Source organism: Priestia sp. HNGD-A6, from assembly GCF_045784335.1.
Classification (GTDB): domain Bacteria; phylum Bacillota; class Bacilli; order Bacillales; family Bacillaceae_H; genus Priestia; species Priestia zanthoxyli.
The window spans coordinates 1,941,219-1,965,867 of the sequence record NZ_CP138621.1 but is presented as its reverse complement, the minus strand read 5'-3'; the positions used below and the strand labels follow the sequence as shown (position 1 = coordinate 1,965,867).

Sequence of the window (24,649 nt, the reverse complement as noted above, 5' to 3'; positions counted from 1 at the left end):
TTTTTTTCTAGGTAATATCTCGTAATAAATAGGTTGAAAGGAAATGTCGTTAATATGATAGAAGGACAACAGCAAACAAATGAATTAAAAAAGACGATGAAAAGCAGACATTTGTTTATGATTTCGCTCGGCGGGGTTATCGGTACAGGTTTCTTTTTAGGAACAGGATACACGATTAGCCAAGCAGGGGCGATTGGAGCTATCCTTTCGTTTATCGTAGGTGGCTTCATTATGTACTTAACAATGCTTTGCTTAGGGGAACTTGCAGTAGCAATGCCAGTTTCTGGTTCGTTTCAGACATATACAACAAAATTTATTGGCCCTGGCGTTGGTTTTGCTTTTGGATGGTTATATTGGTTGGGCTGGGCTGTAACGGTTGCATTAGAATTTTTGTCAGCAGGTCAGCTTATGCAAAGATGGTTTCCTGATTCTCCTGTATGGATCTGGTGTGCTATATTTGCGCTTTTATTATTTTCATTAAATGCACTGTCAGCTAAAGCGTTTGGTGAAGCGGAGTTTTGGTTCGCCAGCATTAAAGTGTTAGCTATTATTTTATTTATCGTACTTGGTGGAGCTGCTATGTTTGGTTTTCTTCCATTAAGCAATGGAGACAGCGCGCCGCTTTTCTCTAACTATACGGCTCACGGCGTGTTCCCTCACGGAATTAGTGCCGTGCTGATTACGATGATTACAGTTAACTTCTCATTTCAAGGTACGGAGCTTATCGGTGTAGCTGCTGGGGAAAGTGAAAACCCAGACAAGACTGTACCAAGAGCCATTAAACAAACGGTATGGAGAACGCTTGTATTTTTTGTACTAGCTGTAGCTGTATTAGCGGGGATGATTCCGCTTGAAAAAGCAGGCGTAGTTGAAAGTCCATTTGTTGTTGTATTCGACCAAATTGGTATTCCATATGCAGCAGATATTATGAACTTTGTTATCCTAACGGCACTGTTATCTGTAGCTAACTCAGGTCTTTATGCAGCAACGCGTATGCTGTATTCATTGTCAAAAGATAACATGGCAAGTTCAGCTTTCATGAAAGTAAATAAACGCGGTGTGCCGATGAACGCCTTGCTTTTAACATTAGGCATTGCGCTTTTATCTTTGCTTTCAGGATTCTTTGCTCAAGAAACAGTATTTGTATGGCTTATTTCTGCAGCGGGTTTAGGTGCACAAATTGGCTGGATTACGATTGCTGCATCACTGCTTGCATTTAGAAAAAGATATATAAATCAAGGAGGGCGAATCGAGGATTTAAAATTCAAAGTCCCTCTTTACCCGGTATTACCTTTAATCGCATTAGTATTAAATACGATTGTACTTGGAAGCATGGCATTTGATGCAGAGCAGCGAATGGCACTGTATGTCGGTATTCCACTAGCGCTGCTGTTTTATGTTTATTATCATGCACGTGTAAAAAAGAAAGTTGATTTATCTATCAGCCGTCAAGAAGTGCAGCTTAAAGACGACAAAAAGGTAATTTTATAAAAATCAAAAAGACGCAAAAGCCCAGGTTTTTGCGTCTTTTTTTATATTTTATTTGTAAACTTAAATTAAAATTAAGTTGACAAATAAAAAGAGATTATTGCAAACTTAAAGCAGCGAACAGAAAAGGGAGGGTGAACATGAAAACGAGAACAATGGCGTATGTTTCTTTATTTGCTGCTTTAACGGCGATTGGTGCATTTATAAAAATTCCTATTCCCTACATACCGTTTACTCTTCAAATTGTTCCTGTCTATTTAGCCGGGGCGCTGTTAGGACCGCGTTTAGGTTTGTATAGTCAGCTATGCTACATAGGTATTGGGTTAATCGGTGTTCCGGTTTTTGCAGAAGGAGGAGGTTTAGGGTATATCTTCAAACCAACGTTTGGCTATTTAATTGGCTATGCTGCAGGGTCATTTATGAACGGCTACCTTATTCAAAAATATGACTTAAAGAAACCTTTTTCTATCTTTTTAGCCAACTTATCTACATTGGTTATTGTGTATGTATTCGGGTGCGTTTGGCTTTACGGAGCAATGAAATGGATAATTGAAAAGCCACTTTCACTGAGTGATACACTTCTTTTTGGAGCTGTTTTGCCAATGCCTGGAGATCTTTTATTGTGCATTTTATGTTCAGTGCTGATTCACCGAATGAAGCCTCAATTTAGCCGTTTATCATCAAAGCGGGCTAAAGCGGGGTAATGAAGACATAGAAAAAAGAGGAGGAAAGAAAGTGGGCAAAGCGTATTTTATTACGGGAACTGGAACAGATATTGGTAAAACGCTGGTGACAAGCATTTTGTATAAAGTGCTTAGCCGTCTAGGAATAAAAACGACAATTTGTAAACCGTTTCAAACCGGCTATCAAGATGAAATCGGAGGTTATCCAGATATTCACTGGTTTGAAACAAGGCTCCGAGTAGCAAATACAGGTATTTATCAGTTAAAGCCAGAGACGTCTCCTCACTTGGCTATTAAACTGAGCAATAGGCAAGTAGAGCCTTCAATCGTCTTAAAGCGCATTAATGAATTAAAAAAGGCATTTGACGTAGTACTCGTGGAAGGAGCGGGAGGACTTGCCGTACCTTTAATTGAAGAGGAAACAACGTTTTATATGACAAAAGATTTGATCCTAGATGCACAAATGCCGGTTATTGCTGTTGGAACAACGGAATTAGGAGCTATTCACGATGCGCTTTCTACCTTTTCATATGCAAGTGAGCATCATCTTAAAATCAACGGACTCATTTTTAATCGTTTTAATCACAGCAGTATCATTCATAAGGACAATGTTCGAACGATTGAAAAGCTGCTTCAAGTCTCTTCTTTAATGACTGTACCTGTATTTACTCATATCGATGAAGAGTTAGAAGCATATATTGAGAAATTGGTGAGGCAAAAAAGTGTGATTCAGCATATTCAGGAGGTGTTTGACTGTGTCGTATCAAAAAGCTGAGCTGGAAAAATGGGATAAAGAATATGTATGGCATCCCTTTACACAAATGAAAGCTTACCGTGAATCGAATCCCCTTATCATTGAAAGAGGAGAGGGAAGCTATTTGTATGACGTAGCGGGAAACAAATATTTAGATGGATACGCTTCTCTATGGGTGAACGTGCATGGACATAATGATCCGGAATTAAATACAGCTTTACATATACAAGTGGAGAAATTAGCGCATTCTACGCTGCTTGGATCGGCAAACGTTCCATCCATTTTGTTAGCTAAAAAGCTAGCGGAAATTACTCCTGGCAGCTTATCGAAAGTATTCTATTCTGATACAGGCTCTGCCGCTGTTGAAATTGCGTTGAAAATTGCCTATCAATATTGGCAAAATCTCGACTCTGCAAAGTACAAAAACAAAAGTAAATTTATCTCATTGAATGAGGCATATCACGGAGATACAATCGGGGCAGTCAGTGTAGGAGGCATGGATTTATTTCATCGCATCTTTAAGCCTTTACTGTTTGAACGCATTCCCACACCTTCTCCTTACATCTACCGTATGGACGGGTTCGAAACCGAAGAGCAAGCTTCAGCTTACTGTATTCACCAGCTGGAGAAGCTCTTGCAGAACAACGGAGAAGAAGTAGCCGGCTTGATTATTGAACCGCTTGTGCAAGGAGCAGCGGGTATTATTACTCATCCTCCCGGTTTTTTAAAACAAGTAGAGCGTCTGTGCAAAGCGTACGGGGTATTGCTCATTTGTGATGAAGTAGCTGTCGGATTCGGGCGAACAGGAACGATGTTTGCATGTGAACAAGAAGACGTAGTACCAGACATTATGTGTGTAGGAAAAGGGATCACAGGAGGATATATGCCGCTTGCTGCTACGTTAACAAGCGAACAGATATTTAATGCTTTTTTAGCTCATCCAGATGAAAATAAAACGTTCTTTCATGGACATACGTATACGGGAAATCAATTGGCCTGTACAGTAGCGCTTAGAAATATTGAACTGATAGAAGAAAGAGAGTTAATCCGTAGTGTAAAAGAAAGGTCGAAAGTTTTTAAACGTTATCTATTAAAGCTTTATGAACTGCCTAACGTGGGAGACATTAGACAAAGAGGATTAATGGCAGGAATCGAGGTTGTCAAAGACCGCCAAACAAAGTCTATCTTTGAAGATAAAAAAGTGATGGGAGATATTATTTTAGCGGCTCGCCAAAAAGGTTTAATTATCAGAGAGCTAGGTCCTGTAATTACGATGATGCCTATTCTTTCAATGACGGACGAAGAATTAAAAACAATGGTTGAAATTGTATATGAATCAATTAAAGAAGTAATCGCACGCTATACAGTGAGTTAAATAAAAAGAGGCTAAGACAAAAATATTTTATTTAATTGAAAAAAGATCCGAACGATTCATTGTTCGGATCTTTTTTCAATCAATAAATGTTTTTAATACTTGATAGTCGCAGTGATCGTACATGCTGATTTTCATCTTTTAATAGAAGAGTTTGTTCGAGCAAGTTTAAGTTTTGAATATAACCTTTGACCGTTTGAACAAAACCGTTGTTTTGATAGTTAATAGTTAGTAATTTATTCGTTTTTAATGCTTTTAAAATCATACCTGTTTTCTCCCTTCTTATATCGCAGTTGACGAAAAACTACAAAATAATGAAGAAGCATTGGAGGCTTGTATTATTTATAAAAATTACTCTATTTTTTATAAATGCTCTCCTGCTACTAATAGTAGAGAATGATGGTGAAAAACAGATGAAAGATAAAGAATAAGGTTTGATTTATTGTAATGAACTGACTTTTCCTTTACAAATACCTATTTCAAATTTCTTTTTAGTGATAAAATACTGTTAGTGAAATAACTACTTCTTTTCATTAAAGGGTAAGAACGGGTTATATTGATAGAGTTTTAGTTCTCTATTTCTAGTAATGAAATAAGAGATAGAGAAATAGACTAATAAAAATCAATCAAGGAGTTTTTGTATGGATCAGAGTTTTATTTTAAATCTTTTAGAAATTTTACTCATTAACATTGTACTAAGTGGCGATAACGCAGTCGTGATTGCTTTAGCTTGTCGGAATCTTCCGGACGAGCATCGAAACAAAGCGGTTGTTTTCGGTACATTAGGAGCGGTTGTATTACGTGTAGGGCTAACGTTTGTCGCTGTATATTTATTAACAATCCCATTTTTAAATTTCATCGGAGGCCTGCTGCTTCTATGGATTGCGATTAGTCTTTTAAAAGGGGAAGATGACGGAGATATTAAAGCGAATTCAACTCTAGCAGGTGCTATTAAAACAATTATTATAGCGGATCTTGTTATGAGTTTAGATAACGTAGTAGCGGTTGCGGGTGCGGCCAACGGCAGTATTCTACTCATTATCCTTGGTCTTGTTATCAGCATTCCGTTAATCATTTGGGGAAGTCAGCTTTTAATGAAAATCATGGAAAAATTCCCGATTATCATCATTGCCGGAGCAGCGCTTCTTGGCTATACTGCTGGTGAAATGATCTTTAAAGACAAAGCGGTAGGACATGTATTAGAAGGGTTAAATCCGCATTTGCATACAATTGTTCCTATTTTGTTAGCTATTTTAGTTGTTGTTGTTGGGAAACTTAGCGGACGTTCTAAAAAAGAAACGCATTAATCCTAAAAAAGAGGCTGGGACAAAAATATTTAAGATGAAATGAAAAACGAACCACTAATCAATTTTGATTGGTGGTTCGTTTTTTTTGTTGTGGTGAACGTAGGCTTCATTTGTTTAGATCCTTCTAGCAGTTGATTGGAGGACAAGTCGAAGACTCCTGCGGGAAAAGCGGAACAGATGAGACCCCGCAGGAGCGTACGCGACGAGGAAGCTCATCGGCCGCCCGCGGAAAGCGAAGTCTTGTACGGAAATCAACTGCGGTGTCATAAGCGGTTCAGCTCATGTATCCCATTTATTCGTCTTTAGATTGGATTCATTTGGCTATGTCTCAACTTCTTTTTTATTATTTAGCTAATGGAGGTGCGGAATTAACGTCTTGTATCGTCTCTACAGGAGGATGAAATTCATTTTCCATTTTCGATACAACTACAGTTGCTACACCATTTCCAATTAAGTTTGTAATGGCACGAGCTTCCGACATGAAGCGGTCTACCCCGATTAACAGCGCGATTCCTTCAACTGGAATCATTGGGAATGCAGCAAGCGTAGCTGCTAGTGTAATAAATCCAGAGCCAGTGACTCCGGCCGCTCCTTTAGACGTTAGCATTAAAATACCAAGTAGCGTAATCTCTTGCATTAACGACAGGTCGACTCCATACGCTTGAGCGATAAAGATAGCAGCCATGGATAAGTAGATTGCTGTTCCATCTAGGTTAAATGAGTAACCAGTTGGAATGACAAGTCCTACTACAGATTTTGAACATCCGTACTTCTCCATTTTGTCCATCATTTTTGGCAGTGCAGATTCCGAAGAAGACGTACCTAATACAAGTAGAATTTCTTCTTTAATAAAAGCAATGAATTTAAAAATATTAAATCCATAAATCTTAGCGATGCTTCCAAGTACAAATACAATAAATAAGAACATAGTAATGTAAACAGATCCCATTAAGAAACCGAGTTTTTGAAGAGAGCCTATTCCAAAGTTACCGATCGTATAAGCCATCGCTCCGAACGCCGCAATAGGTGAAAGTTTCATAATCATATTAACAATTCCAAAGAAAATATCTGTACAGCGTTCAAAGAATGTAATGACAGGAGCCGCTTTTTCGCCGAGTGTAGCTGTAGCCATTCCAAATAGTACGGCAAAGAATAAGATTGGCAATAATTCACCATTTGCCATTGCGCCAAATACGCTGTCTGGAATAATTCCCATGATAAACTCCATAAAGCCATGCTCCGCTTCAGCTGCTTGCTGCGTATATTGAGTAACATCAGCTCCGCTTGCGCCATTGATATTAAAGCCAGCCCCAGGCTTGATAAAGTTTACAACGATAATTCCAATTGCTAAGGCAAAAGTAGTGACAATCTCAAAGTATAAAAGAGCTTTACCTCCAATTCGTCCCACTTTCTTTAAATCTCCCATGCTTCCGATACCGATGACCACTGTTAAGAAAATAATTGGGGCAATCACCATCTTAATTAATTTGATGAAGATATCAGCCAATACTTTTAATTTAGCTCCAAATTCAGGAAACATAAAGCCAATTGCAATACCAAGAAGGATACCAATGACAACTTGAACAGTTAGGTTTTTAAAACTTAATTTCATATGTAATGCTCCTTTCGAGAATGTTTTTGTTAACGCTTACATTATTCTTATCTTTATATTAACTGATAATTTTAACTATTTATATTTCTGGTGATAATGTTCTTTTTGGTCATTTTGGTCAAAAAAAGTGATGAACATATAGTCATCACTTTTTGCTTTCGATATTTTTTATTTGCTGAATGATATCAAGCGTTTGTTTTGTTGCATTGGCTTCAAACGATTGATAAAGAGAGTTAAACTGCTTTTTCCATTCGGCTTTCTGTGTATCATTTAAGTAATAAACGCGCATGCCAGATTTATTTTTTATTTGCTGTAGCTGTTCATCGTTCATCATTTTTGATTGAGTCCAAATCCAGTTCGTTGTTTCTACCATGGCATCACTTAATAGTTGTTTTACATCTTCAGGGAGGCTGTCCCAATATTTTTGATCCATTAAAACAGCATAGCCCAAGTATCCATGGTTGCTGATGGTCATATATTTTTGCAGCTCGTACAAACGTTTTGAATAAATATTAGAAATCGTATTTTCCTGTCCATCAAATTCCTGTCGTTCAAGGGATTGATATACTTTATTAAACGAGACAGCCTGAGGCTTAGCGCCAAGAAGTTCGAATTGTTTTTTGATTACTTCACTTGGCATAATGCGAAATGTTTGACCTTGAAAATCTGCTGGATGGAGCAAAGGTTTTGTATTGCTGGTCATTTGTTTAAAGCCGTTGCTCCATAAAGCAAGCCCTTTAATGTTTTTCTCTTGCAGCGTACTCAACAAATCCTGTCCGATTTTCCCGGTAAACACTTGTTTTGCCTCGCTGTAATCATCGAAAATGAAGGGGAGATCAAAAAGTTGCCACGTAGGGGAAAGGTCGGTTAGCTTTGAAATAGAAGGCGCAATCATTTGTACATCGTTTCGGCGCAGAGCGGCAAGTTCTTCGTCGTCTGAATACAATACACCGTTTGAATATACTTCAATTTTAACTTTACCATCCGATTTTTGATTAACGATTTCAGCGAATTTTTGAGCGGCTAAGCCTTTTGGAGTGTTCTCAGCTACAACGTGGCTAAAATTAATCACAATTTGCTTATTTAATCCTTTTTGCTCATCGTCATGATACACATTATCCTGATTTATAACCGTATACTGCAAAAAAACATAGATCATCAAGAAAACGCTAACAATGATACTTGCCCCTATAAACATCTTCAAAATGTCCAACCCCGCGATTCAATAATTTTTCTCTACAAATATTCTAACACGCAATTTCTCAACGTGGTAAAATTAAAATAAACTTCAATCAGCAGTAGGTGTTCCGCTATGATGCGCTTATCGATGCAAACGAAAATGACGGGGTTAATCTTTTTTATCGTGGTCTTTTCGTTGTTTTTAGCAAGTATTGTCGTGATTAATAATTTTGTGCAGTCAAAAGAAAATGATTTAGAGCAAAGGGCTTTGATCACTTCGAGAACAGTTGCTGAAATGCCTGAAATTCGAGAAAAAATTGAAAAAGATAGCAAGAACATTAATCAAATTGTAGAGCCGATTCGCATTATTCACGGTGCTTATTATGTAGTGGTGATGAATATGAATCACGAACGTTTGTCTCATCCTTTGCAAAGCATGATTGGGAAAATTTCTAAAGGAGAGGACGAGGGCCAGGCGTTTGCAGAACATACTTATACTGATAAAGCAAAAGGAGAAGGCGGGATGGTCATTCGTTCTTTTGTTCCCGTTGTAAACGATCAGCATGAACAAGTAGGAGTCGTTGTCTCAGGCTACCTTCTTCCGAAATTTACAGAGGTTATTTTAAGTTTGAAAAAAGAAATTTTTCTCATCTCAGGTCTCGCTCTTTTTTTTGGAGGATGGGGAGCGTGGGCGCTTGCATCTCGTATTAAAAAAGAGATGTTTGAGCTTGAGCCTCATGAAATTGCTCGTTTGTTTGTAGAACGAACGGAGACTTTTAATGCCATGCATGAAGGAGTCATTGCCATTGATAAAGAGGAGAACATCACTATTTTTAATCATAAAGCGAAAATTATGATGGATGTACCCGATGAGGTAATTGGGAAAAAGATCTATGATGTGATTCCAGATACAAGACTGCCAGAAATTCTGCAGCTTAATCAGCCTGTTTATAATCGAGAGCTTCAAGTTCGCAATTTAAATATTTTAAGCAATCGTGTGCCGATTAAGGTTAATAATCACACAGTCGGTGCGGTCGCTATTTTTCAAGACAGAACAGAAGTTAAAAAATTAGCTGAAGAGTTAACAGGGGTTAAATCATTTGTAAGCGCTCTTAGAGTTCAAAACCATGAATACATGAATAAACTTCATACCATTGCAGGGCTTATCCAACTTGGAAATAAAGACAAGGCTCTTCAGTACGTTTTTCAAGTGTCTGAACAGCAAGAAGAGCTCACCCAATTTCTTCATAAACATATTAAAGATGAAAGTATATCGGGATTGCTGTTAAGCAAAGTCAGCCGTGCCAAAGAACTTGGAATTGAGTTAGCTATCGATCGCCACAGCGAGCTTCACTCATTTCCTCCTTACTTAGATCATCATGATTTTGTAATTATTATTGGTAACTTAATTGAGAATGCTTTTGATTCGTATCAGCATATGGAGCGTCGTGAACGGAAGATCTATATAAGTATGGAACAAAGTGACGGCATTCTTTCTATATTAGTTGAAGATAACGGATGCGGCATGAATAAGAATCAAATAGAGAGAATCTTTGATGAAGGTTTTTCAACTAAAGCAAAGGAAAATAGAGGAATTGGTTTGCATTTAGTAAAACAAATTGTTGAAAAAGGAAACGGTCAGATCGAAGTAGAGTCAGAATTAGATGTTGGAACCACTTTTATCATTACATTCTTTTTATAGGGGGAGTGGGAAATGAATAAAAAAGAATGGACAGTGCTTCTCATAGAAGACGATCCTATGGTACAAGAAGTGAACCGCCAATTTATTGAACAAGTTGAAGGATTCATCGTTATCGCTGCAGCTTCGAATGGTTTAGAAGGTATACAGCTCATTAAACAGCATCAGCCTGATTTAACGATTATTGATATGTATATGCCTAGTCAAGATGGCTTAACCACCTTACAGCAAATTCGAGCAAATGGCTATAAAACAGACGTGATAGCAGTTACGGCTGCAAGTGATATTGAAACCGTACGGAAAGTTCTTCAATACGGCGCGGTAGATTATATTATGAAACCGTTCAAGTTTGAACGAATGAAGCAAGCGCTTGAGCAGTATCGTTCGTTTCAAGTTAAAATAAGTCAAAAAGAACATATTACTCAGTCTGAATTAGATTCTATGCTGTTTCAGCAATTTGAAGAAAAAGCCGATTTGCTTCCAAAAGGGCTAAATGCGGTTACGCTAAGGAGGATACAACAATATCTTTCCGAACAAAATCATCCGATTTCTGCTGAAGAAGTGGCGGACGGCGTAGGAATTGCGCGTGTTACAGCAAGAAGGTATTTAGAGTTTTTAGAACAGGAAAACGAGCTGAAATTATCAGTTGAATACGGCAGAGTAGGGAGACCTATTAATCGCTATATGTTAAAAATAAATTAAATGATACAAAACAGCTTTTATTTGGAAAAGCTGTTTTTTTGCGTTAGAAAGTATATCTTTTTCTCTCCTAGAACAAATTAAGGTATACAGTTTTCGATATCCAAAGAATATTTCGTGCGGTCATTAATTCATAAAATGTCCCTGAAAAAGGATTAATGGCGGAAAAATTGGGGAATATGCACTTTGACATTTAATTTTAGCACAGGAAGGTTTTGAAACATGGACATATTTTTAGCCGTCTTACCAGCCATATTTTGGGGAAGCATTGTGCTTTTCAATGTGAAACTAGGCGGAGGACCTTATAGTCAAACGCTTGGAACCACATTGGGAGCTTTGATTTTCTCAATCGGTATTTATATTTTTGTACACCCTACGCTTACACCTTTAATCTTTGGGGTTGGAGTTGTATCGGGGCTATTTTGGGCAGTTGGACAAAGTAATCAGCTGAAAAGTATTGATTTAATTGGAGTTTCTAAAACGATGCCTATTTCAACTGGGCTTCAGTTAGTTTCCACTTCATTGTTTGGAGTAATTGTGTTTCACGAGTGGTCTACAAAAACTTCAATCATTCTTGGTGTGCTCGCTCTTATCTTTATTATTGTAGGGATTGTTTTAGCATCACTTCAAAGCAAAGAAGAGAAAGAGGCTGAAGAAGGAAAAGGAAACTTCAAAAAAGGAATTGTTATTTTATTAATTTCAACCGTTGGTTATTTAGTTTATGTTGTAGTAGCCCGTCTATTTAATGTAGACGGATGGTCCGCTTTATTACCTCAAGCGATTGGTATGGTTATTGGAGGAGTATTGCTGACGTTTAAGCATAAGCCATTTAATAAATATGCAATTCGCAACATTATCCCAGGTCTTATTTGGGCCGCTGGTAATATGTTTTTATTCATCTCACAACCTAAAGTAGGCGTAGCGACAAGCTTTTCGCTTTCCCAAATGGGAATCGTCATTTCAACATTAGGCGGGATCATTATTTTAGGTGAGAAGAAAACGAAGCGTCAGCTGATTGGGATTATTATTGGAATTATACTGATCATCATAGCAGGAGTCATGTTAGGGCTCGCCAAAAGCTAACTAGGAGGGTATTAACAATGTATAAAGATTTAGAAGGAAAAGTAGTGGTCATAACAGGTTCATCTACAGGTTTGGGAAAATCAATGGCGATTCGTTTTGCGACAGAAAAAGCTAAAGTAGTTGTGAATTATCGTTCTAAGGAAGAAGAAGCTAACAGCGTTTTAGAAGAAATTAAAAAAGTCGGTGGAGAGGCAATTGCCGTTAAAGGTGACGTAACAGTTGAGTCTGATGTAATCAATTTAGTTCAATCTGCAATTAAAGAATTTGGAAAGTTAGACGTTATGATTAATAACGCAGGACTAGAAAATCCGGTTTCATCTCATGAAATGTCTTTAAGCGATTGGAATAAAGTAATTGATACGAACTTAACGGGAGCTTTCTTAGGTAGCCGTGAAGCGATTAAATATTTTGTTGAAAATGATATTAAGGGAACAGTTATTAACATGTCGAGTGTTCACGAGAAAATTCCTTGGCCATTATTTGTTCATTATGCAGCAAGTAAAGGCGGTATGAAGCTTATGACTGAAACACTGGCATTAGAATACGCTCCAAAAGGTATTCGTGTAAATAACATTGGACCGGGAGCGATTAATACACCGATTAACGCTGAGAAATTTGCTGATCCTGAGCAGCGTGCAGATGTAGAAAGCATGATTCCAATGGGATACATCGGAGAGCCGGAAGAAATTGCAGCAGTTGCTGCATGGCTAGCTTCTTCAGAGGCGAGTTATGTAACAGGAATTACGCTCTTTGCTGACGGCGGTATGACACAGTACCCATCATTCCAAGCAGGACGCGGATAAGAAAAAACGCACTCTATGATAGAGTGCGTTTTTTAGTTTTCCTGAGCTTTTTTTTGGTTCTTAGGAGCTGACTGGTGTTGAATGCGTAAGAAAAGCAAGATTAAAACGATAACGCCAGTGATGCTGTACATCCCAAGAATAAGGGGCTGCTGTGTATCTGTTCCGGAAGTAATGCCGTGATACAGTGCTAGCAAATAGCCTGGAAAAGCAAGAAAATGAATGGCTTTCCAGGCTTTTCTCCCAAGCTGTTTTATAAAGTCGGATGTAATAATTAGTACCAATAAAATGTAGAGTGAAATAGTACCAAGACCTGTGCTAATCGGTTTGTAATCGGAAGTGAACGGAATTAAAATGTCAGAAAGTGAAAAATGAACAGATTGATCAAATGATAAAACAAGTCCGTGAATCATGCCAAACAATAACCCAAACCACCCTGATGATTGATGGACCAGCAAAAGCTGTTTTTTTCGTTTTGGTTTAAAAAACGAAAAGCTGTGAGAAATGCCAGCGGCAACCGATACAAACATTAGTAAATAAGAAGTTAAGCCGGCTGCCCGAATGGTGTTCCATACGGGAAAATGAGCACTAAATTGCGCGAGGAGAGTAGCCATAATGGTATACCTGACCTTTCACATGTTTTTCGATTAGTACGTTGCCTTCTTTTGTAACCGCAATTACTTCTAAAGAAGGGTGATGCATTTTAGCTAACCTTAATCCAGCGTCCCAGCCGAGAATAAGTATGCACTTTGCATAGACTTCAGAAATGGTTAAGTCTTCTGAAATGACCGTTACTTGCAGAAGCTCTGATGAACTAGGCTTGCTGATTCTGCCGTCAATAATATGATGGTGAGCGTGTCCGTTCACTTTCCACGAACGCTTGCCTACACTGCTTGTGGCAATACCGCTGTTGCTTTTTACTTTAATGGTCGTGAGATTTTTTGATGCATCAAATGGATGAGAGAGAGAAATGGACCAGTGCTTGCTAGCGGGCCCCCACGTTACAATATCTCCGCCTCCATCGATTGCTCCAAGTGAAGTTCCTTTTTTCTTTAATTGATTCGCCATTTGCTGAATGCTCCAACCTTTTGCGATTCCTCCTAAATCCAGACCGATATTAGAAGCAAGCTGAATACTTCTCATTCCTTTATGAATCATAATAGGGTTAACAGCATCAAAAGCTGCTACTTCTTGAGGTAGCTGATTGTTAGGCACTTGTTCAAAGCTTTGGTCATATCCTAGAGTTTGAATAGAATGATACAGAAATGGGTTGAAAATTCCGTTTGTCTCATTGTAATAGTAATAGGCTGCTTTTACAGCTTCATACAGCATTTTTGACGGTAGAAATAATCTTCCGTTCAGCGAATTAAGCTGTGAAAGCTCGCTTGTTGGAAGAAAGCGGCTTAGGGTTTCTTCTACAAGATAACACCAGCTCTCTACTTTTTGGCTGACAGGTGTTTCAAGCTGATATACATTAAATGTGGTATTCATCGCTTTAAATGAGTAGCTCATTTCATCACATCCTTAAGAAGGTCTTGTTTGCATAGAAGAATCATTATTGTTGCCCCAATTATCCTGACCACTTGTGGAATCATCATTTGACCACTGATCTTGCTGATTACTCGAATCATCGTCTGACCACTGATCATCTTCACTGCTTGAATTATCGTCTGACCATTGATCACTTTGTTTGCTAGAACTGTCATTTGACCATTGATCTTGCCCGTTAGTTCCATTGTCCGTATTGGAGTCAGATCCTGAATCTGGAAATAGATCCGTCTCATCTTCCGTTTGAGTTTGCGATGAATTATTGGCGGATGTATCGTTATTTAGTGCTGTAGATGTTGAATTTGTTTGATCATATTTTTGAGAAAGCCCTACAAATGTTGTAAATGCAGCAACGCTCGATAAACCAACCATCCATTTTGTCCATTTATTAGCTGCCATTGATATGCTCCTTTTATCTTTCCTATTTTGCAACTGAACACTGAAGAAAAACTGAAGTGGAAGGTAACATACATCGTTCAATTGTTATAGTTCAATATAGACAGAAAAAATGAAAAAATAGTGAAATAGATGTAGGTCGGATTATTTTTGTGGGGGAATTCAGTGAATTATTAGATTAAAAAAAGGGTTGTTCTTTTTAGAACAACCTTTTTTAATCACCGATAAATCTTACTAATCGATACGTAATAAACCGTTAACTGTACAAGAGAAAGAAGCAAAAGAACGGCAATGGGATAGAAGCTAAAAGAATTAGGTAACAGCGGATAAAAAGCGATTAAGATAGCGCCTATAGGAATAGAAAATAGGAGAAAAACAAAGGCTTTTTTACAAGCTTCTGCTGTTATCATCTTTTCACGTTCATCTTCCTCTGCAAATTCAAAAGGAAATAATAAAGGCGAAACGTTCTTCGTCTTTTTACGCGCTCGGTAGTAAAAAAAGGACACGATTAAAAGCACAATTAAAGAAGCGAAAGAGCCTATAGACATGGTAATTTCCCACGGGGGTTCAGGGTGGTTCATAACTTCACTAAATTGAATATTTAGGCTTAAAAAATCATATAAAAACCAACCTATGCATAGCAGAGACACTACATTCAACAAATAAGATTTAATAACATTACTCAACATTTTTCTCCTCCTTTTGAAGTGTAAAAACATCTTCCATTTTTAATTGAAAGACATCACAAATTGTTAAACCAAGTAGTAGGGAAGGAACGTAATTTCCCTTTTCAATAGCTGCAATGGTTTGGCGAGTGGCTCCAACTTTTTCAGCTAAATCTCCTTGCGTATATCCATGTTTAGCTCTAAGCTCTTTTACGTGATTAATAAGAATCAATATGATCACCCGCTGCCTTTTTAATAAATTTGTTAAGTTGATTTAACATTATGTAAAGTTAATTTAACATCAATTGGATGATTTTTCAATATATAATGGATAAAAAATACAAAAAAGATCCTAGAAGAATTCTTCAGGATCTTTTTTATTAATAAATTTCTTTAATGCCAGACAAACGAATGGAAAAAATGTTTTGTTTTTCATCTCGTAGGGAGAGGGTTTGGTCGGTTAGGTTTAAATTTTGGATTTTTCCTTTGAAGGTTTGAAGCAGGCCATTTTCGTAATAATTCACGGTTACATGTTTGTTTTTCTTTAACGCTTTTAAAATCATTTATTCATCTCCTTTCATGTGTGCATCTGTTATGAAAAGAAAGCTGTGGCTTAAGCATAAGAATTTGGAGAATGCTCAAGGCAGAATTATTATTATACAGCAAGATGAGAATAGTTTGTAGATAAATTGTGAAAAAATGCACAAGTTTGCAGTGCGGGTGTTGCAACAGAATACAGTATATGAGGAGAGGAGGGGTTTTATGATAAAAAAGGTGATTTTAGTTTATTTATTTGTGGGTATTAGGTAAACTAGTAGATGAATTTAAAGAATCTATCTATAGTTGTGAAGGCTAGGATTTCATTTAATTTTCATTTTCTATGAGTATAATGATAAAGGTTTTCTATATGTTCTTTGTGAATCTACTCATAAACTAATCGAGAAAGGAAAATCAAAATGAAGCGAATCGTTTCTAAGCCGCTGCACTATTTCATATTAGCCGCTGTTTTAATGTGGATAAAGTCGTATGTGGCTTATAAAACTGAATTTAACTTAGGCGTAAGCGGCGTAATGCAGCAAATGCTGCTGTTTATAAACCCTGTAAGTTCAGTGCTGATTTTTTTAGGAATCGGCTTATTTTTTAAAGGAAAGAAAGCAGGAGCTTGGATTCTTGCAGGCAGTTTCATCATGACGCTGCTGTTGTACAGCAACATTCTCTATTATCGTTTTTTTAACGATTTTGTAACTCTTCCCACACTGTTGCAGACAAGTAATGCAGGAAGTATGGGCGGAAGCATTATGGATTTATTAAAAGCACATGATGTTTTTTATTTTGTTGATTTTATTATTTATCTTTTCTTCTTTTTTAGTAAAAAAATTGACTGGCATAATGAAAAAGTATCGGTTAAGAATGCTGTAACCATTCTTTCTTTAGGATTCATGGTTTTTTCTGTCAACTTAACATTAGCAGAAATTGATCGCCCGCAGCTTCTATCTCGAACTTTTGACCGCAATTATCTAGTAAAGTATTTAGGCGCCTATAATTATACGATGTATGACGGTGTTCAGACTGCTCAAAACTCTAAACAGCGAGCTTTTGCAAGCAGCAATGACTTAACGAACGTCGTTAATTTTAAAAACAGTCACTATGCGGAGCCTAATTCCGTTTACTTCGGAAAAGCTAAAGGGAAAAATATTATTAAAATTCATTTGGAATCATTTCAGTCTTTTTTAATTGATTACAAATTAAATGGCCAGGAAGTGACACCGTTCTTAAATTCGTTGGCCCATGGAAATGACTTTACGTATTTTGATAACTTCTTTCATCAAACAGGACAAGGAAAAACATCAGATGCTGAGCTGATGATGGACAACTCTCTATACGGCCTTCCTCAAGGTTCTGCCTTTGTACTAAAAGGAAGCAATACGTATCAGGCAGCACCAGCTATTTTAGATCAAAAAGCTGGCTATACGAGCGCTGTACTGCACGGAGACTATAAGACGTTTTGGAACCGTAACGAAATTTACAAGCAGTTCGGTGTGGATAAGTTTTTTGATGCAAGTTATTACAATATGACGGGTGAAAATAAAATTAATTATGGTTTAAAAGACAAACCGTTCTTTAAAGAATCTGTTCCAATGCTGCAGTCTTTACCACAGCCGTTTTATGCGCATTTAATTACGTTAACAAACCATTTTCCATTTTTACTTGGAAACAATGAGGCAAGCATACAGCCAGCTAACACGGGCGATGCGACAGTTGACCGCTATTTCCAAACGGCTCGTTATTTAGACGAATCATTGCAATCTTTCTTCCAAGAACTGAAAGCTTCTGGGCTTTATGATAATTCTGTGATTATGATTTATGGAGATCACTACGGTATTTCTGAAAATCATAATGCGGCAATGGAAAAAGTAATGGGAAAAGAAATTACACCTTATGAAAATGCTCAGCTGCAGCGTGTACCTCTATTCATTCACGTTCCTGGAGTAAAAGGCGGAGTTAATCATACGTACGGTGGAGAAATTGATGTTGTGCCAACGCTTCTTCATTTAGTAGGGATTGACAGCAAAGAGTTTATCCAATTTGGTACAGATTTATTTTCTAAAGGTCATGATGATGTAGTAGCGTTCCGCAATGGCAACTATGTATCTCCGAAATATACACTAGTGGATGGAACGTATTATGATTCTAAGACAGGTCAAGCGCTTAAAGAAAATAATCAAATGAAAGCTTATAAACAGAAGGTAGCGAAAGAACTGGAGTTATCTGATCAAGTGCTTTATGGAGACTTACTTCGTTTCCACAAGCTAAAGGATTTCCAAACAGTCGACCCTTCGAAATATATGTACGGGAAAGAAGAAACAGAAACATCAGCTAAATAAAGCTAAAATCAAAAGAACATGATGACTTCTGCAAAGCAGAATGAGCATCATGTTCTTTTTTACTGTAAACTATTCATCAATAAATTTCTTTAATTCCCGATAAGCGAATAGAGAAAGTATTTTGCTGTTCATCTTTTAATGAAAGCGTTTGGTCTGTTAAATCTAGGCGCTGTACTTTTCCTTTAAACGTTTGAAGCAAACCGTTTTTATAATAGTTAATTGTAACGGCCCCGTTTTTTCTTAATGCTTTTAAAATCATTTTCAAAACTCCTTCCATATTTAAAATGTGTATGATTAACGAGCTGTAACATTCATTTTCATTTGCATATTTTTATTATACACAAAAATAGAAAGCGTTTTCACTAAAAATTTGAACACTTTGTGAAAACTTTAACAGAGAATGTGACAAATACATACAGAAACTGATTTATTTGTCGTATTCATCATAAAACACATTTATGAAAGGAGTGTTAAGAACGTGTTAAAACTTTATGGATGGAAAAATATTATAAGATGTCGTTTGAAATGTCGTAGTGAATCCATTCACCGTTCGTTACATTTCCTCCCATTTTTCTGTAAAGCGTTTGAGCTCTTGTATTATCGTAAGCCGTTTCCCAAGACATGGCTGCATACTGATGTTCTTTTGTATACTGGTGACTAATCGAAAATAACTTTTCCCCAATTTTTTGACCTCTTGCTTTTTCAGTAACGTACAAGTCATTTAAAATTGCTACAGGCTTTACACGCGTGGTGCTAAATGTAAAATAAAGCGTTGAAAAACCTACTGCCTCGTCATTTTGAGTTGCGATAAACTGAACGCCAGTATCGGGACGTTGAAACAAGTGATCAATTAAATTTCTCAGCTGTTTTTTGGTAGGCTGAGGGCGCTTGTAAAAATCAACAATGTATTCGTTCATTAATGAAATAAGTGCTTCCATGTCAGCAGCATTAGCTTGACGAATTGTAATAGTAGTAGTCATTAAATCTTCTCCTTTTTAATTAGATGATCTACACTTATAGTAAAAGAAATGTATCCCCTCTAAAAGAGCCAGATTTAAAAAATAAGATAGGGACAGATGAAAGGAGCTAGCGTGAAGTTCACACCTTTATTAAACCGAAGGAATGATATGCCTTTATATCACCAGCTATATGAATATATAAAAAAAGAAATTGTATCCAGCAGGGTAGAAGTGAATGACAAACTGCCTTCTATCCGGTCTCTTGCTGATTACTTAAACGTAAGTCGAAATACTGTAGATATGGCCTATCAGCAGCTTTTAGCTGAAGGATATGTAGAAAGCAGGCCCAAAAGTGGAATGTACGTAACGAATACCCAGTTTGATTTACTGCAAACAGATAAAAAGCCGACTGTATTTTTACACCCTCAGAGAGAAACAAAGTCGTGTACCTATGATTTTCGGTATGGAAAAGTTGATAGCCGTTTGTTTCCCTTGAATGAGTGGAAAAAACGATACAATGAAAGTCTTCAAACTTATAGAGAAGCGCTGTTCATGTATCAAGAAAGTCAAGGAGAAGAATCATTGCGAGAAGAAATTGCGACGTACCTTTATCAGTCAAGAGGAGTGGTTTGTTCAAAACATCAAATTATTATTGGAGCAGGTACGCAGCAATCACTCAGTTTATTAGCGCAGATGTTAAAGCGAAGCATCAGAGATATTGCCTTTGAAAATCCTTGTTATGACGGGGCTAGCTTTGTATTTAAGCAGCATGGATTTTCATTAAAACCCGTGTCGCTTAATAACAAAGGCATAAACATTCCAGAGCTTTATGATAGCCAAGCACGAGCTGTTTATGTTACACCATCTCATCAGTTTCCATATGGAATGATCATGCCTGTTTCAAGAAGAATAGAGCTTCTTAAATGGGCGAATGACTGCGATGGATTTGTTATTGAAGATGATTATGATGGAGAATTTCGTTATAAAGGCTCTCCCATCCCTTCATTGCAAAGCTTAGACACTAAGGGGCGCGTCATTTATACAGGTACATTTTCAAAATCTTTTATGCCTTCTTTAAGAATCAGCTATCTTGTATTACCTGAAGTTCTTCTAAAAGAATATCATGAACGTTTCTCTTTATACGAGCAAGCTGTTCCAACTCTCCATCAACAGACGCTCGGGCTGATAATGAAAAATGGAGAGTGGAATAAGCATTTAAGAAGAGTGAGAACGGCTTATCAACTGAAACACGGTACTCTTTTAGCAGCTTTACAGAAAGAGTTTAATGAAAACATTACGATATCAGGTGAATTTGCAGGTTTACATATACTTGTACGCGTGCGCAACGATATGAAAGAACAGCAGTTAATTAACGCAGCTCAAAAGCAAGATGTCTCTGTCTACGGCACTTCTCGTTATTGGCTTACGGAATCACCTCAACAAAAGACTCATCTATTATTAGGTTTTGGAAGTTTGGAGAGAGAAGAAATAGAAGAAGGAATAAGGCGGTTGAAAAATGCTTGGTTATAAGCCTCTCCTCATTTCTTCGATTTCTTGACAAAAGCTGCCTAGTCCTTTAGACTTTTTTGCATATATTTTAAATTATCTGAAAGGAGGATAGGGTAATCGAAGCTAACTGCTAGTGGACAACCCTAGATCAAACAATGAATCCTATCCAACAAATTTTACATACATTTCCTGTGATTGTACTAGATGGTGCAATGGCAACTGAACTGGAGAGATATGGCTGTGATTTGAACGACAGCTTATGGTCTGCAAAAGTGCTTATGGAGCAGCCGGAATTGATTAAGAGAGTGCATCAAGATTACTTTGCAGCAGGAGCTGACTGTGCAATTACTGCAAGCTATCAAAGCACGTTTGAAGGTTTTGCAAAACGTGGTTTAAGTGAAGCAGAGGCGCGCGAGTTAATTCAAGCATCTGTAAAAATTGCGGCTGAAGCAAGAGATGAATTTTGGCAGCAAGAAGAGAATTGTCTTAATCGCCCAAAACCAATTGTCGCCGCTTCGGTAGGTCCTTACGGAGCATTTTTAGCAAACGGGTCGGAATATACTGGACAGTATGACGTAACAGAAGAAGAGTTAATGGAATTTCATCGTCCTCGTATGAAAGCATTAATTGAAGCAGGAGCAGATGTGTTAGCTTGTGAAACCATTCCTAATCTAATGGAAGCAAGAGCCATTGCGAGGCTGCTAGAAGAATTTGAAGGAGCGTACGCATGGATTACGTTCAGCGCAAAAGATGACCTGCACATTAGCAGCGGAACATTAATCTCGGAGTGTGCACGCTATCTGGATTCCTATAAGCAAGTAGCAGCTATTGGAGTTAACTGTACGCCGCCTCAATATATTTCTTCACTTATTAAAGAAATTAAATCTCAAACGGATAAGCCAGTCATTGTGTATCCAAATTCAGGAGAGCATTATGATGCTGAATCTAAAACATGGAACGGGACATCTGCAGGCGAAACGTATGGCTGCAGCGCTCACAGCTGGTATGAAGCAGGTGCTCAGTTAATCGGAGGGTGCTGTCGCACAACTCCAGATGATATCAAAGGCATCACAAAATGGGCTAGAAAATAACGGATTGAAAAAAAGAGAATGTGAGAAAAGCTGTTTCGCTAACCTTAAACACGAACGATCTATCAAAAATAGATAGTTCGTGTTTTTTTATGGTCATGGTGAACGTAGGTTTCGTGTGCGCAGTTCCTTCTAGCTGTTGGCTGGAGGGCAAGGCGAAGACTCTCGCGGAAAGCGGAGCCTTGCACGGAAATCCACAGAGGTGTCATAAGCAGTCCAGCTCATTTATTCCCTTTTTCCATCTTTAGATTGAATTCATTTTGTTATGTCTCAATTTCTTTTTTCTTGTAAAATAAAAGAATACAAGTTGAAAAATCTTTATTTGAACGAAAGAAGGGATGATGAAAGTGAAAGATATTAAAAATATTTATTGTGTGGGCCGAAACTACGCACTGCATGCAAAAGAATTACATAATGATATTCCAACATCACCTTTTTTATTTTCCAAACCTACTCACGCTCTTGTTGAAGCAGCTGGACAATCAATCACTCTTCCTCGCGACCAAGGAGAGGTGCACTTTGAAACCGAACTGATTCTTCATATTGGACAACTTTACAAAGAAGGCATAACAGTGGATGAACTTGTTGACGAGATGACGATTGGATTAGATTTGACGCTTCGGGATGTGCAGAGCGAATTAAAACAAAAAAAGCACCCTTGGCTGCTTGCAAAAGGATTCAAACATTCAGCGGTCGTGGGAAACTTTATTCCGTTTGAAGGAGTAGAAGCATCTAAGCAGAAAGACTTTTCGTTAGTGAAAAACAATGAACGCGTTCAGCTGGGAAATATCAAAGATTTGATTTTTGACTTACAAACGATTATTGATTTTACAGGAAAACATTTTGGTCTTGATAAAGGAGATCTTATTTTTACAGGTACACCTGAAGGAGTAGGTCCGCTTTCACATCAGGATCATCTTTCACTTAAATGGGGGCAGCAAGAGCTTGGTTCTTGCATCGTTTCCCTTCGTTAACAAAAAGAGCTTGAAACAAAGGTAGTTTAGTTGAAGGAAGATCCGAACGGTGAATCGAGATTCTTGATAGAGAATCCAACCCGTTCGGATTTTTTATTGCGATGGTGAATGTAGGATTCACGTATTTCGTTGTTTCTAGAGGTTGATTGGAGGGCGAGACGAAGACTCCTGCGGGAAAAGCGGAACAGGTGAGACCCCGCAGGAGCGGAAGCGACGAGGAGGCTCACCCGCCACCCGCGGAAAGCGAAGTCTTGCACGGAAATCAACACAGGTGTAACAGGCGGTTCACCTTATTTATCTCATTTGTTCGTATTTAGATTGGCTTGACTTCGTTATGTCTCCATCTCTTTTTTTATGAAGTCTTAGTTTTTTAGCCTTCAGAATGAATTTAATATCCAATGGGAAAGCTGTTTCTATCTCCTTTAGAAAACGAGGTCCTCAGCATGGTGCTCTTAATCTTTACAACGGTGATTTCTATTTTGAGTGTACTAGTCATGCCAAAACGTATCAGCTGGATAGAAATGTACACAACTTCTTTGTTTGTTATGTTTTTAGGATCGGTAGCAGATATATATCTTGATGTTAAATATAATCTTTATGGCTTTTTTAAAACAGGAGTAGATTTTGAATATCTTTTAGTCTTTATTTTTATTTATCCTGCGACGAATAGTGTATTTTTAAATTTTTATCCTGGGAGCAAGAGTTTGGCTAAAAAAGCTTTATACATTACAGTGTGGGTAATTCTTACAACACTGTTTGAATACATTTCTGCCCAAACAGAAGTGTTTTATTATAACGAATGGAAGACGCTATACTCGTTTTTTTGCTATCCTTTTCTTTATATAGCAATGGCTTTAAATTTAAAAATGATACGCAGGCTCCAGGTTATCGATAAGCAAAAATAGAAATAAAAAAAAGTAATGATAAATCATAAAAAAATGATATTTTATTAATGGCTACATATGTAATATAGTAAAAATAGAAAATAAACGAGGCAGCATATAAGCAGGGTTAAAAAACATCAAAACGGGAATCTTGACATTAACTTCATGTTTTTAACCATGTATTGTGAATGAATATACTTAATGCTAAATAATATGTTGTAGAAGGAATTTAGTAAAGGAGGCAAGAAGATGTTTAAGCGTAGTGAAAAAATCCAAATTCATGGCGTAACGTTTCATGGAGTCATGAGTGCGAAGCAAAAAGCGGCCCTGCACGAAATTGCTAATGTAACAGACGAAAAAGACTGGGATGGGCTAAAAGGTGTGTACTGCTTAGGCAGTGTAAAGGTGCAAGGAAAAGATGTGTTAGGTGTGTACTATGGCCAATTTAATGATAACCTTCCAAAGGAGAAGCGCAAACTTCAGTTTGAAATTGACTATATTAAATATACAGTAACGGAATGTCCCATTGTCTTTATCGATACAACAAAAAACAAAAAGCCTCATCAATTTGCTTTTATCATTCTGCATGAATTAGGCCATCATGTGGATCGTATGACAAATGGAACGCTTTTAAAAGAAGGAAATAGAACGCAAGAAATGTTTGCTAATACGTATGCCTTAGAAAAATATTCAAAAATAGAAAAGTTCCAAACAAAGAAGTTAAAAAAGATTCCATTTTTAGAGGAATCTCTTACTCAGTGGAATAAAACTCCTCATCCTGGAGCGTATTCTCTTAGAGTTCAAATTGAATAATTCACGAGAATAGTTCCTCTCTCTTCGTTTTTTATTTTCCTACCTTTTTCCTCTTCCTGTCTTTTATCCTCCCAATGAACAAAAAGGATTTAATTACCCATAAAGTTTTAAAAGTTTTTATAGTACGAATTATTTACACTATACCCTCCTGTAAATTATGATTATTTTAAGAAAAAACAGAAAATTTTAAAGTTTTAAGGTACAACTTAATAGTGAACAAGCGATGTTGTAATCGTATAGACGAACTGGCAT

At 37.3% G+C, this 24,649-nt stretch carries 28 protein-coding genes; 17 read left to right on the top strand and 11 right to left on the bottom strand.

Going from position 1 to position 24,649, the window contains the following annotated elements; translation table 11 throughout:
* Window positions 1-54: 54 nt before the first annotated feature.
* The 4 genes from SCI76_RS09890 (at window position 55) to bioA (ending at window position 4,300) form a co-directional block, all read left to right on the top strand.
* Window positions 55-1,491 (top strand): amino acid permease, encoded by a 1,437-nt coding sequence (locus tag SCI76_RS09890; protein WP_168760362.1) that lies wholly within the window; start codon window positions 55-57, stop codon window positions 1,489-1,491.
* 137 nt (window positions 1,492-1,628) lie between these two features.
* On the top strand, window positions 1,629-2,192 hold the full coding sequence (locus SCI76_RS09885) for a biotin transporter BioY (RefSeq protein ID WP_033578115.1): 564 nt from the start codon (window positions 1,629-1,631) through the stop codon (window positions 2,190-2,192).
* 31 nt (window positions 2,193-2,223) lie between these two features.
* A complete protein-coding gene (bioD, locus tag SCI76_RS09880) occupies window positions 2,224-2,946 on the top strand; it encodes a dethiobiotin synthase (RefSeq protein ID WP_168760363.1) in 723 nt (240 codons plus the stop codon).
* Window positions 2,927-4,300, top strand: a complete 1,374-nt coding sequence (gene bioA / locus SCI76_RS09875; RefSeq protein ID WP_028412105.1) for an adenosylmethionine--8-amino-7-oxononanoate transaminase — start codon at window positions 2,927-2,929, stop codon at window positions 4,298-4,300. The genes bioD and bioA overlap by 20 nt, the downstream gene beginning before the upstream one ends.
* A gap of 79 nt (window positions 4,301-4,379) precedes the next feature.
* On the opposite strand, the gene SCI76_RS09870 is transcribed toward bioA, so the two are convergent.
* Window positions 4,380-4,562 carry a YolD-like family protein gene (locus tag SCI76_RS09870; RefSeq protein ID WP_013081858.1) on the bottom strand — a complete coding sequence of 61 codons (183 nt, stop codon included), beginning with the start codon at window positions 4,560-4,562 and terminating at the stop codon, window positions 4,380-4,382.
* 376 nt (window positions 4,563-4,938) lie between these two features.
* Between SCI76_RS09870 and SCI76_RS09865 the strand changes: the two genes are divergently transcribed.
* Window positions 4,939-5,604, top strand: a complete 666-nt coding sequence (locus SCI76_RS09865) for a TerC family protein (RefSeq protein ID WP_028412106.1) — start codon at window positions 4,939-4,941, stop codon at window positions 5,602-5,604.
* 131 nt (window positions 5,605-5,735) lie between these two features.
* Entirely contained in the window at window positions 5,736-5,873 is a 138-nt protein-coding gene (locus SCI76_RS09860; RefSeq protein ID WP_243495444.1) for a hypothetical protein, read from the top strand.
* Between the two features lie 74 nt (window positions 5,874-5,947).
* Here SCI76_RS09860 and SCI76_RS09855 read toward each other — a convergent pair whose 3' ends face one another.
* Complete coding sequence (locus SCI76_RS09855; RefSeq protein ID WP_014461461.1) at window positions 5,948-7,216, bottom strand: dicarboxylate/amino acid:cation symporter; 1,269 nt, start codon at window positions 7,214-7,216, stop codon at window positions 5,948-5,950.
* Window positions 7,217-7,361: 145 nt separating this feature from the next.
* Window positions 7,362-8,420: a DctP family TRAP transporter solute-binding subunit gene (locus SCI76_RS09850; protein ID WP_033578117.1), complete on the bottom strand. Its 1,059-nt coding sequence runs from the start codon at window positions 8,418-8,420 to the stop codon at window positions 7,362-7,364.
* Window positions 8,421-8,528: 108 nt separating this feature from the next.
* On the opposite strand from SCI76_RS09850, the gene SCI76_RS09845 reads away from it, so the two are divergent.
* From SCI76_RS09845 to gdh, 4 genes are all read left to right on the top strand, one after another.
* Window positions 8,529-10,097: a sensor histidine kinase gene (locus SCI76_RS09845; RefSeq protein WP_034269535.1), complete on the top strand. Its 1,569-nt coding sequence runs from the start codon at window positions 8,529-8,531 to the stop codon at window positions 10,095-10,097.
* Window positions 10,098-10,109: 12 nt separating this feature from the next.
* Entirely contained in the window at window positions 10,110-10,796 is a 687-nt protein-coding gene (locus tag SCI76_RS09840; RefSeq protein ID WP_115653111.1) for a response regulator, read from the top strand.
* Window positions 10,797-11,015: 219 nt separating this feature from the next.
* The gene (locus tag SCI76_RS09835) at window positions 11,016-11,876 is read left to right on the top strand and encodes a RhaT/GlcU family sugar-proton symporter (protein ID WP_028412111.1); all 861 of its coding nucleotides are present in this window, start codon (window positions 11,016-11,018) and stop codon (window positions 11,874-11,876) included.
* A gap of 17 nt (window positions 11,877-11,893) precedes the next feature.
* Window positions 11,894-12,679, top strand: coding sequence for a glucose 1-dehydrogenase (gene gdh / locus SCI76_RS09830; protein ID WP_048020074.1), 786 nt, complete (start codon window positions 11,894-11,896; stop codon window positions 12,677-12,679).
* A 32-nt stretch (window positions 12,680-12,711) separates the two neighbouring features.
* Here gdh and SCI76_RS09825 read toward each other — a convergent pair whose 3' ends face one another.
* From SCI76_RS09825 to SCI76_RS09800, 6 genes are all read right to left on the bottom strand, one after another.
* A complete protein-coding gene (locus SCI76_RS09825) occupies window positions 12,712-13,290 on the bottom strand; it encodes a ferric reductase-like transmembrane domain-containing protein (protein WP_033578121.1) in 579 nt (192 codons plus the stop codon).
* Entirely contained in the window at window positions 13,265-14,188 is a 924-nt protein-coding gene (locus SCI76_RS09820; RefSeq protein WP_407545174.1) for an FAD:protein FMN transferase, read from the bottom strand. Before SCI76_RS09820 ends, SCI76_RS09825 begins: the two co-directional genes overlap by 26 nt.
* 12 nt (window positions 14,189-14,200) lie before the next feature.
* Complete coding sequence (locus tag SCI76_RS09815; protein ID WP_034269544.1) at window positions 14,201-14,623, bottom strand: hypothetical protein; 423 nt, start codon at window positions 14,621-14,623, stop codon at window positions 14,201-14,203.
* 215 nt (window positions 14,624-14,838) lie between these two features.
* Window positions 14,839-15,309 carry an MFS transporter gene (locus SCI76_RS09810; RefSeq protein WP_407545173.1) on the bottom strand — a complete coding sequence of 157 codons (471 nt, stop codon included), beginning with the start codon at window positions 15,307-15,309 and terminating at the stop codon, window positions 14,839-14,841.
* Window positions 15,299-15,517: a helix-turn-helix transcriptional regulator gene (locus SCI76_RS09805; protein ID WP_048020078.1), complete on the bottom strand. Its 219-nt coding sequence runs from the start codon at window positions 15,515-15,517 to the stop codon at window positions 15,299-15,301. Before SCI76_RS09805 ends, SCI76_RS09810 begins: the two co-directional genes overlap by 11 nt.
* 148 nt (window positions 15,518-15,665) lie before the next feature.
* Window positions 15,666-15,848 (bottom strand): YolD-like family protein, encoded by a 183-nt coding sequence (locus SCI76_RS09800; RefSeq protein ID WP_013081871.1) that lies wholly within the window; start codon window positions 15,846-15,848, stop codon window positions 15,666-15,668.
* Window positions 15,849-16,241: 393 nt separating this feature from the next.
* Here SCI76_RS09800 and SCI76_RS09795 point away from each other — a divergent pair, with 393 nt between their 5' ends.
* Window positions 16,242-18,170 carry an LTA synthase family protein gene (locus tag SCI76_RS09795; RefSeq protein WP_033578131.1) on the top strand — a complete coding sequence of 643 codons (1,929 nt, stop codon included), beginning with the start codon at window positions 16,242-16,244 and terminating at the stop codon, window positions 18,168-18,170.
* Between the two features lie 76 nt (window positions 18,171-18,246).
* Here the strand turns inward: SCI76_RS09795 and SCI76_RS09790 are convergent, their stop codons facing one another.
* Together SCI76_RS09790 and SCI76_RS09785 are read right to left on the bottom strand one after the other, a co-directional pair.
* Entirely contained in the window at window positions 18,247-18,447 is a 201-nt protein-coding gene (locus SCI76_RS09790) for a YolD-like family protein (RefSeq protein WP_074893948.1), read from the bottom strand.
* 229 nt (window positions 18,448-18,676) lie between these two features.
* Window positions 18,677-19,150 (bottom strand): GNAT family N-acetyltransferase, encoded by a 474-nt coding sequence (locus SCI76_RS09785; RefSeq protein WP_328175385.1) that lies wholly within the window; start codon window positions 19,148-19,150, stop codon window positions 18,677-18,679.
* 111 nt (window positions 19,151-19,261) lie between these two features.
* Between SCI76_RS09785 and SCI76_RS09780 the strand changes: the two genes are divergently transcribed.
* The 6 genes from SCI76_RS09780 (at window position 19,262) to SCI76_RS09755 (ending at window position 24,397) form a co-directional block, all read left to right on the top strand.
* A complete protein-coding gene (locus tag SCI76_RS09780; RefSeq protein ID WP_407545172.1) occupies window positions 19,262-20,659 on the top strand; it encodes a PLP-dependent aminotransferase family protein in 1,398 nt (465 codons plus the stop codon).
* 134 nt (window positions 20,660-20,793) lie between these two features.
* On the top strand, window positions 20,794-21,729 hold the full coding sequence (gene mmuM / locus SCI76_RS09775; protein WP_033578133.1) for a homocysteine S-methyltransferase: 936 nt from the start codon (window positions 20,794-20,796) through the stop codon (window positions 21,727-21,729).
* A 338-nt stretch (window positions 21,730-22,067) separates the two neighbouring features.
* Entirely contained in the window at window positions 22,068-22,700 is a 633-nt protein-coding gene (locus tag SCI76_RS09770; protein ID WP_033578134.1) for a fumarylacetoacetate hydrolase family protein, read from the top strand.
* Window positions 22,701-22,842: 142 nt separating this feature from the next.
* A complete protein-coding gene (locus SCI76_RS09765) occupies window positions 22,843-22,977 on the top strand; it encodes a hypothetical protein (RefSeq protein ID WP_407545250.1) in 135 nt (44 codons plus the stop codon).
* A gap of 217 nt (window positions 22,978-23,194) precedes the next feature.
* Window positions 23,195-23,605, top strand: a complete 411-nt coding sequence (locus SCI76_RS09760) for a CBO0543 family protein (RefSeq protein WP_154991701.1) — start codon at window positions 23,195-23,197, stop codon at window positions 23,603-23,605.
* Between the two features lie 228 nt (window positions 23,606-23,833).
* Complete coding sequence (locus SCI76_RS09755) at window positions 23,834-24,397, top strand: ImmA/IrrE family metallo-endopeptidase (RefSeq protein WP_028412123.1); 564 nt, start codon at window positions 23,834-23,836, stop codon at window positions 24,395-24,397.
* Window positions 24,398-24,649: the final 252 nt, after the last annotated feature.

Excerpts from the sequence above, each read along its gene's own strand:
- SCI76_RS09835 (WP_028412111.1), top strand. The coding sequence starts at position 11,016 with ATGGACATATTTTTAGCCGTCTTACCAGCCATATTTTGGGGAAGCATT.
- SCI76_RS09855 (WP_014461461.1), bottom strand. The coding sequence starts at position 7,216 with ATGAAATTAAGTTTTAAAAACCTAACTGTTCAAGTTGTCATTGGTATC.
- SCI76_RS09825 (WP_033578121.1), bottom strand. The coding sequence starts at position 13,290 with ATGGCTACTCTCCTCGCGCAATTTAGTGCTCATTTTCCCGTATGGAAC.
- SCI76_RS09785 (WP_328175385.1), bottom strand. The coding sequence starts at position 19,150 with ATGACTACTACTATTACAATTCGTCAAGCTAATGCTGCTGACATGGAA.
- SCI76_RS09770 (WP_033578134.1), top strand. The coding sequence starts at position 22,068 with ATGAAAGTGAAAGATATTAAAAATATTTATTGTGTGGGCCGAAACTAC.
- SCI76_RS09795 (WP_033578131.1), top strand. The coding sequence starts at position 16,242 with ATGAAGCGAATCGTTTCTAAGCCGCTGCACTATTTCATATTAGCCGCT.
- SCI76_RS09760 (WP_154991701.1), top strand. The coding sequence starts at position 23,195 with ATGCCAAAACGTATCAGCTGGATAGAAATGTACACAACTTCTTTGTTT.
- SCI76_RS09810 (WP_407545173.1), bottom strand. The coding sequence starts at position 15,309 with ATGTTGAGTAATGTTATTAAATCTTATTTGTTGAATGTAGTGTCTCTG.
- SCI76_RS09820 (WP_407545174.1), bottom strand. The coding sequence starts at position 14,188 with ATGAGCTACTCATTTAAAGCGATGAATACCACATTTAATGTATATCAG.
- SCI76_RS09815 (WP_034269544.1), bottom strand. The coding sequence starts at position 14,623 with ATGGCAGCTAATAAATGGACAAAATGGATGGTTGGTTTATCGAGCGTT.
- SCI76_RS09885 (WP_033578115.1), top strand. The coding sequence starts at position 1,629 with ATGAAAACGAGAACAATGGCGTATGTTTCTTTATTTGCTGCTTTAACG.
- SCI76_RS09865 (WP_028412106.1), top strand. The coding sequence starts at position 4,939 with ATGGATCAGAGTTTTATTTTAAATCTTTTAGAAATTTTACTCATTAAC.
- SCI76_RS09890 (WP_168760362.1), top strand. The coding sequence starts at position 55 with ATGATAGAAGGACAACAGCAAACAAATGAATTAAAAAAGACGATGAAA.
- SCI76_RS09840 (WP_115653111.1), top strand. The coding sequence starts at position 10,110 with ATGAATAAAAAAGAATGGACAGTGCTTCTCATAGAAGACGATCCTATG.
- gdh (WP_048020074.1), top strand. The coding sequence starts at position 11,894 with ATGTATAAAGATTTAGAAGGAAAAGTAGTGGTCATAACAGGTTCATCT.
- SCI76_RS09755 (WP_028412123.1), top strand. The coding sequence starts at position 23,834 with ATGTTTAAGCGTAGTGAAAAAATCCAAATTCATGGCGTAACGTTTCAT.
- SCI76_RS09800 (WP_013081871.1), bottom strand. The coding sequence starts at position 15,848 with ATGATTTTAAAAGCGTTAAAGAAAAACAAACATGTAACCGTGAATTAT.
- SCI76_RS09845 (WP_034269535.1), top strand. The coding sequence starts at position 8,529 with ATGATGCGCTTATCGATGCAAACGAAAATGACGGGGTTAATCTTTTTT.
- SCI76_RS09870 (WP_013081858.1), bottom strand. The coding sequence starts at position 4,562 with ATGATTTTAAAAGCATTAAAAACGAATAAATTACTAACTATTAACTAT.
- mmuM (WP_033578133.1), top strand. The coding sequence starts at position 20,794 with ATGAATCCTATCCAACAAATTTTACATACATTTCCTGTGATTGTACTA.
- SCI76_RS09790 (WP_074893948.1), bottom strand. The coding sequence starts at position 18,447 with ATGGAAGGAGTTTTGAAAATGATTTTAAAAGCATTAAGAAAAAACGGG.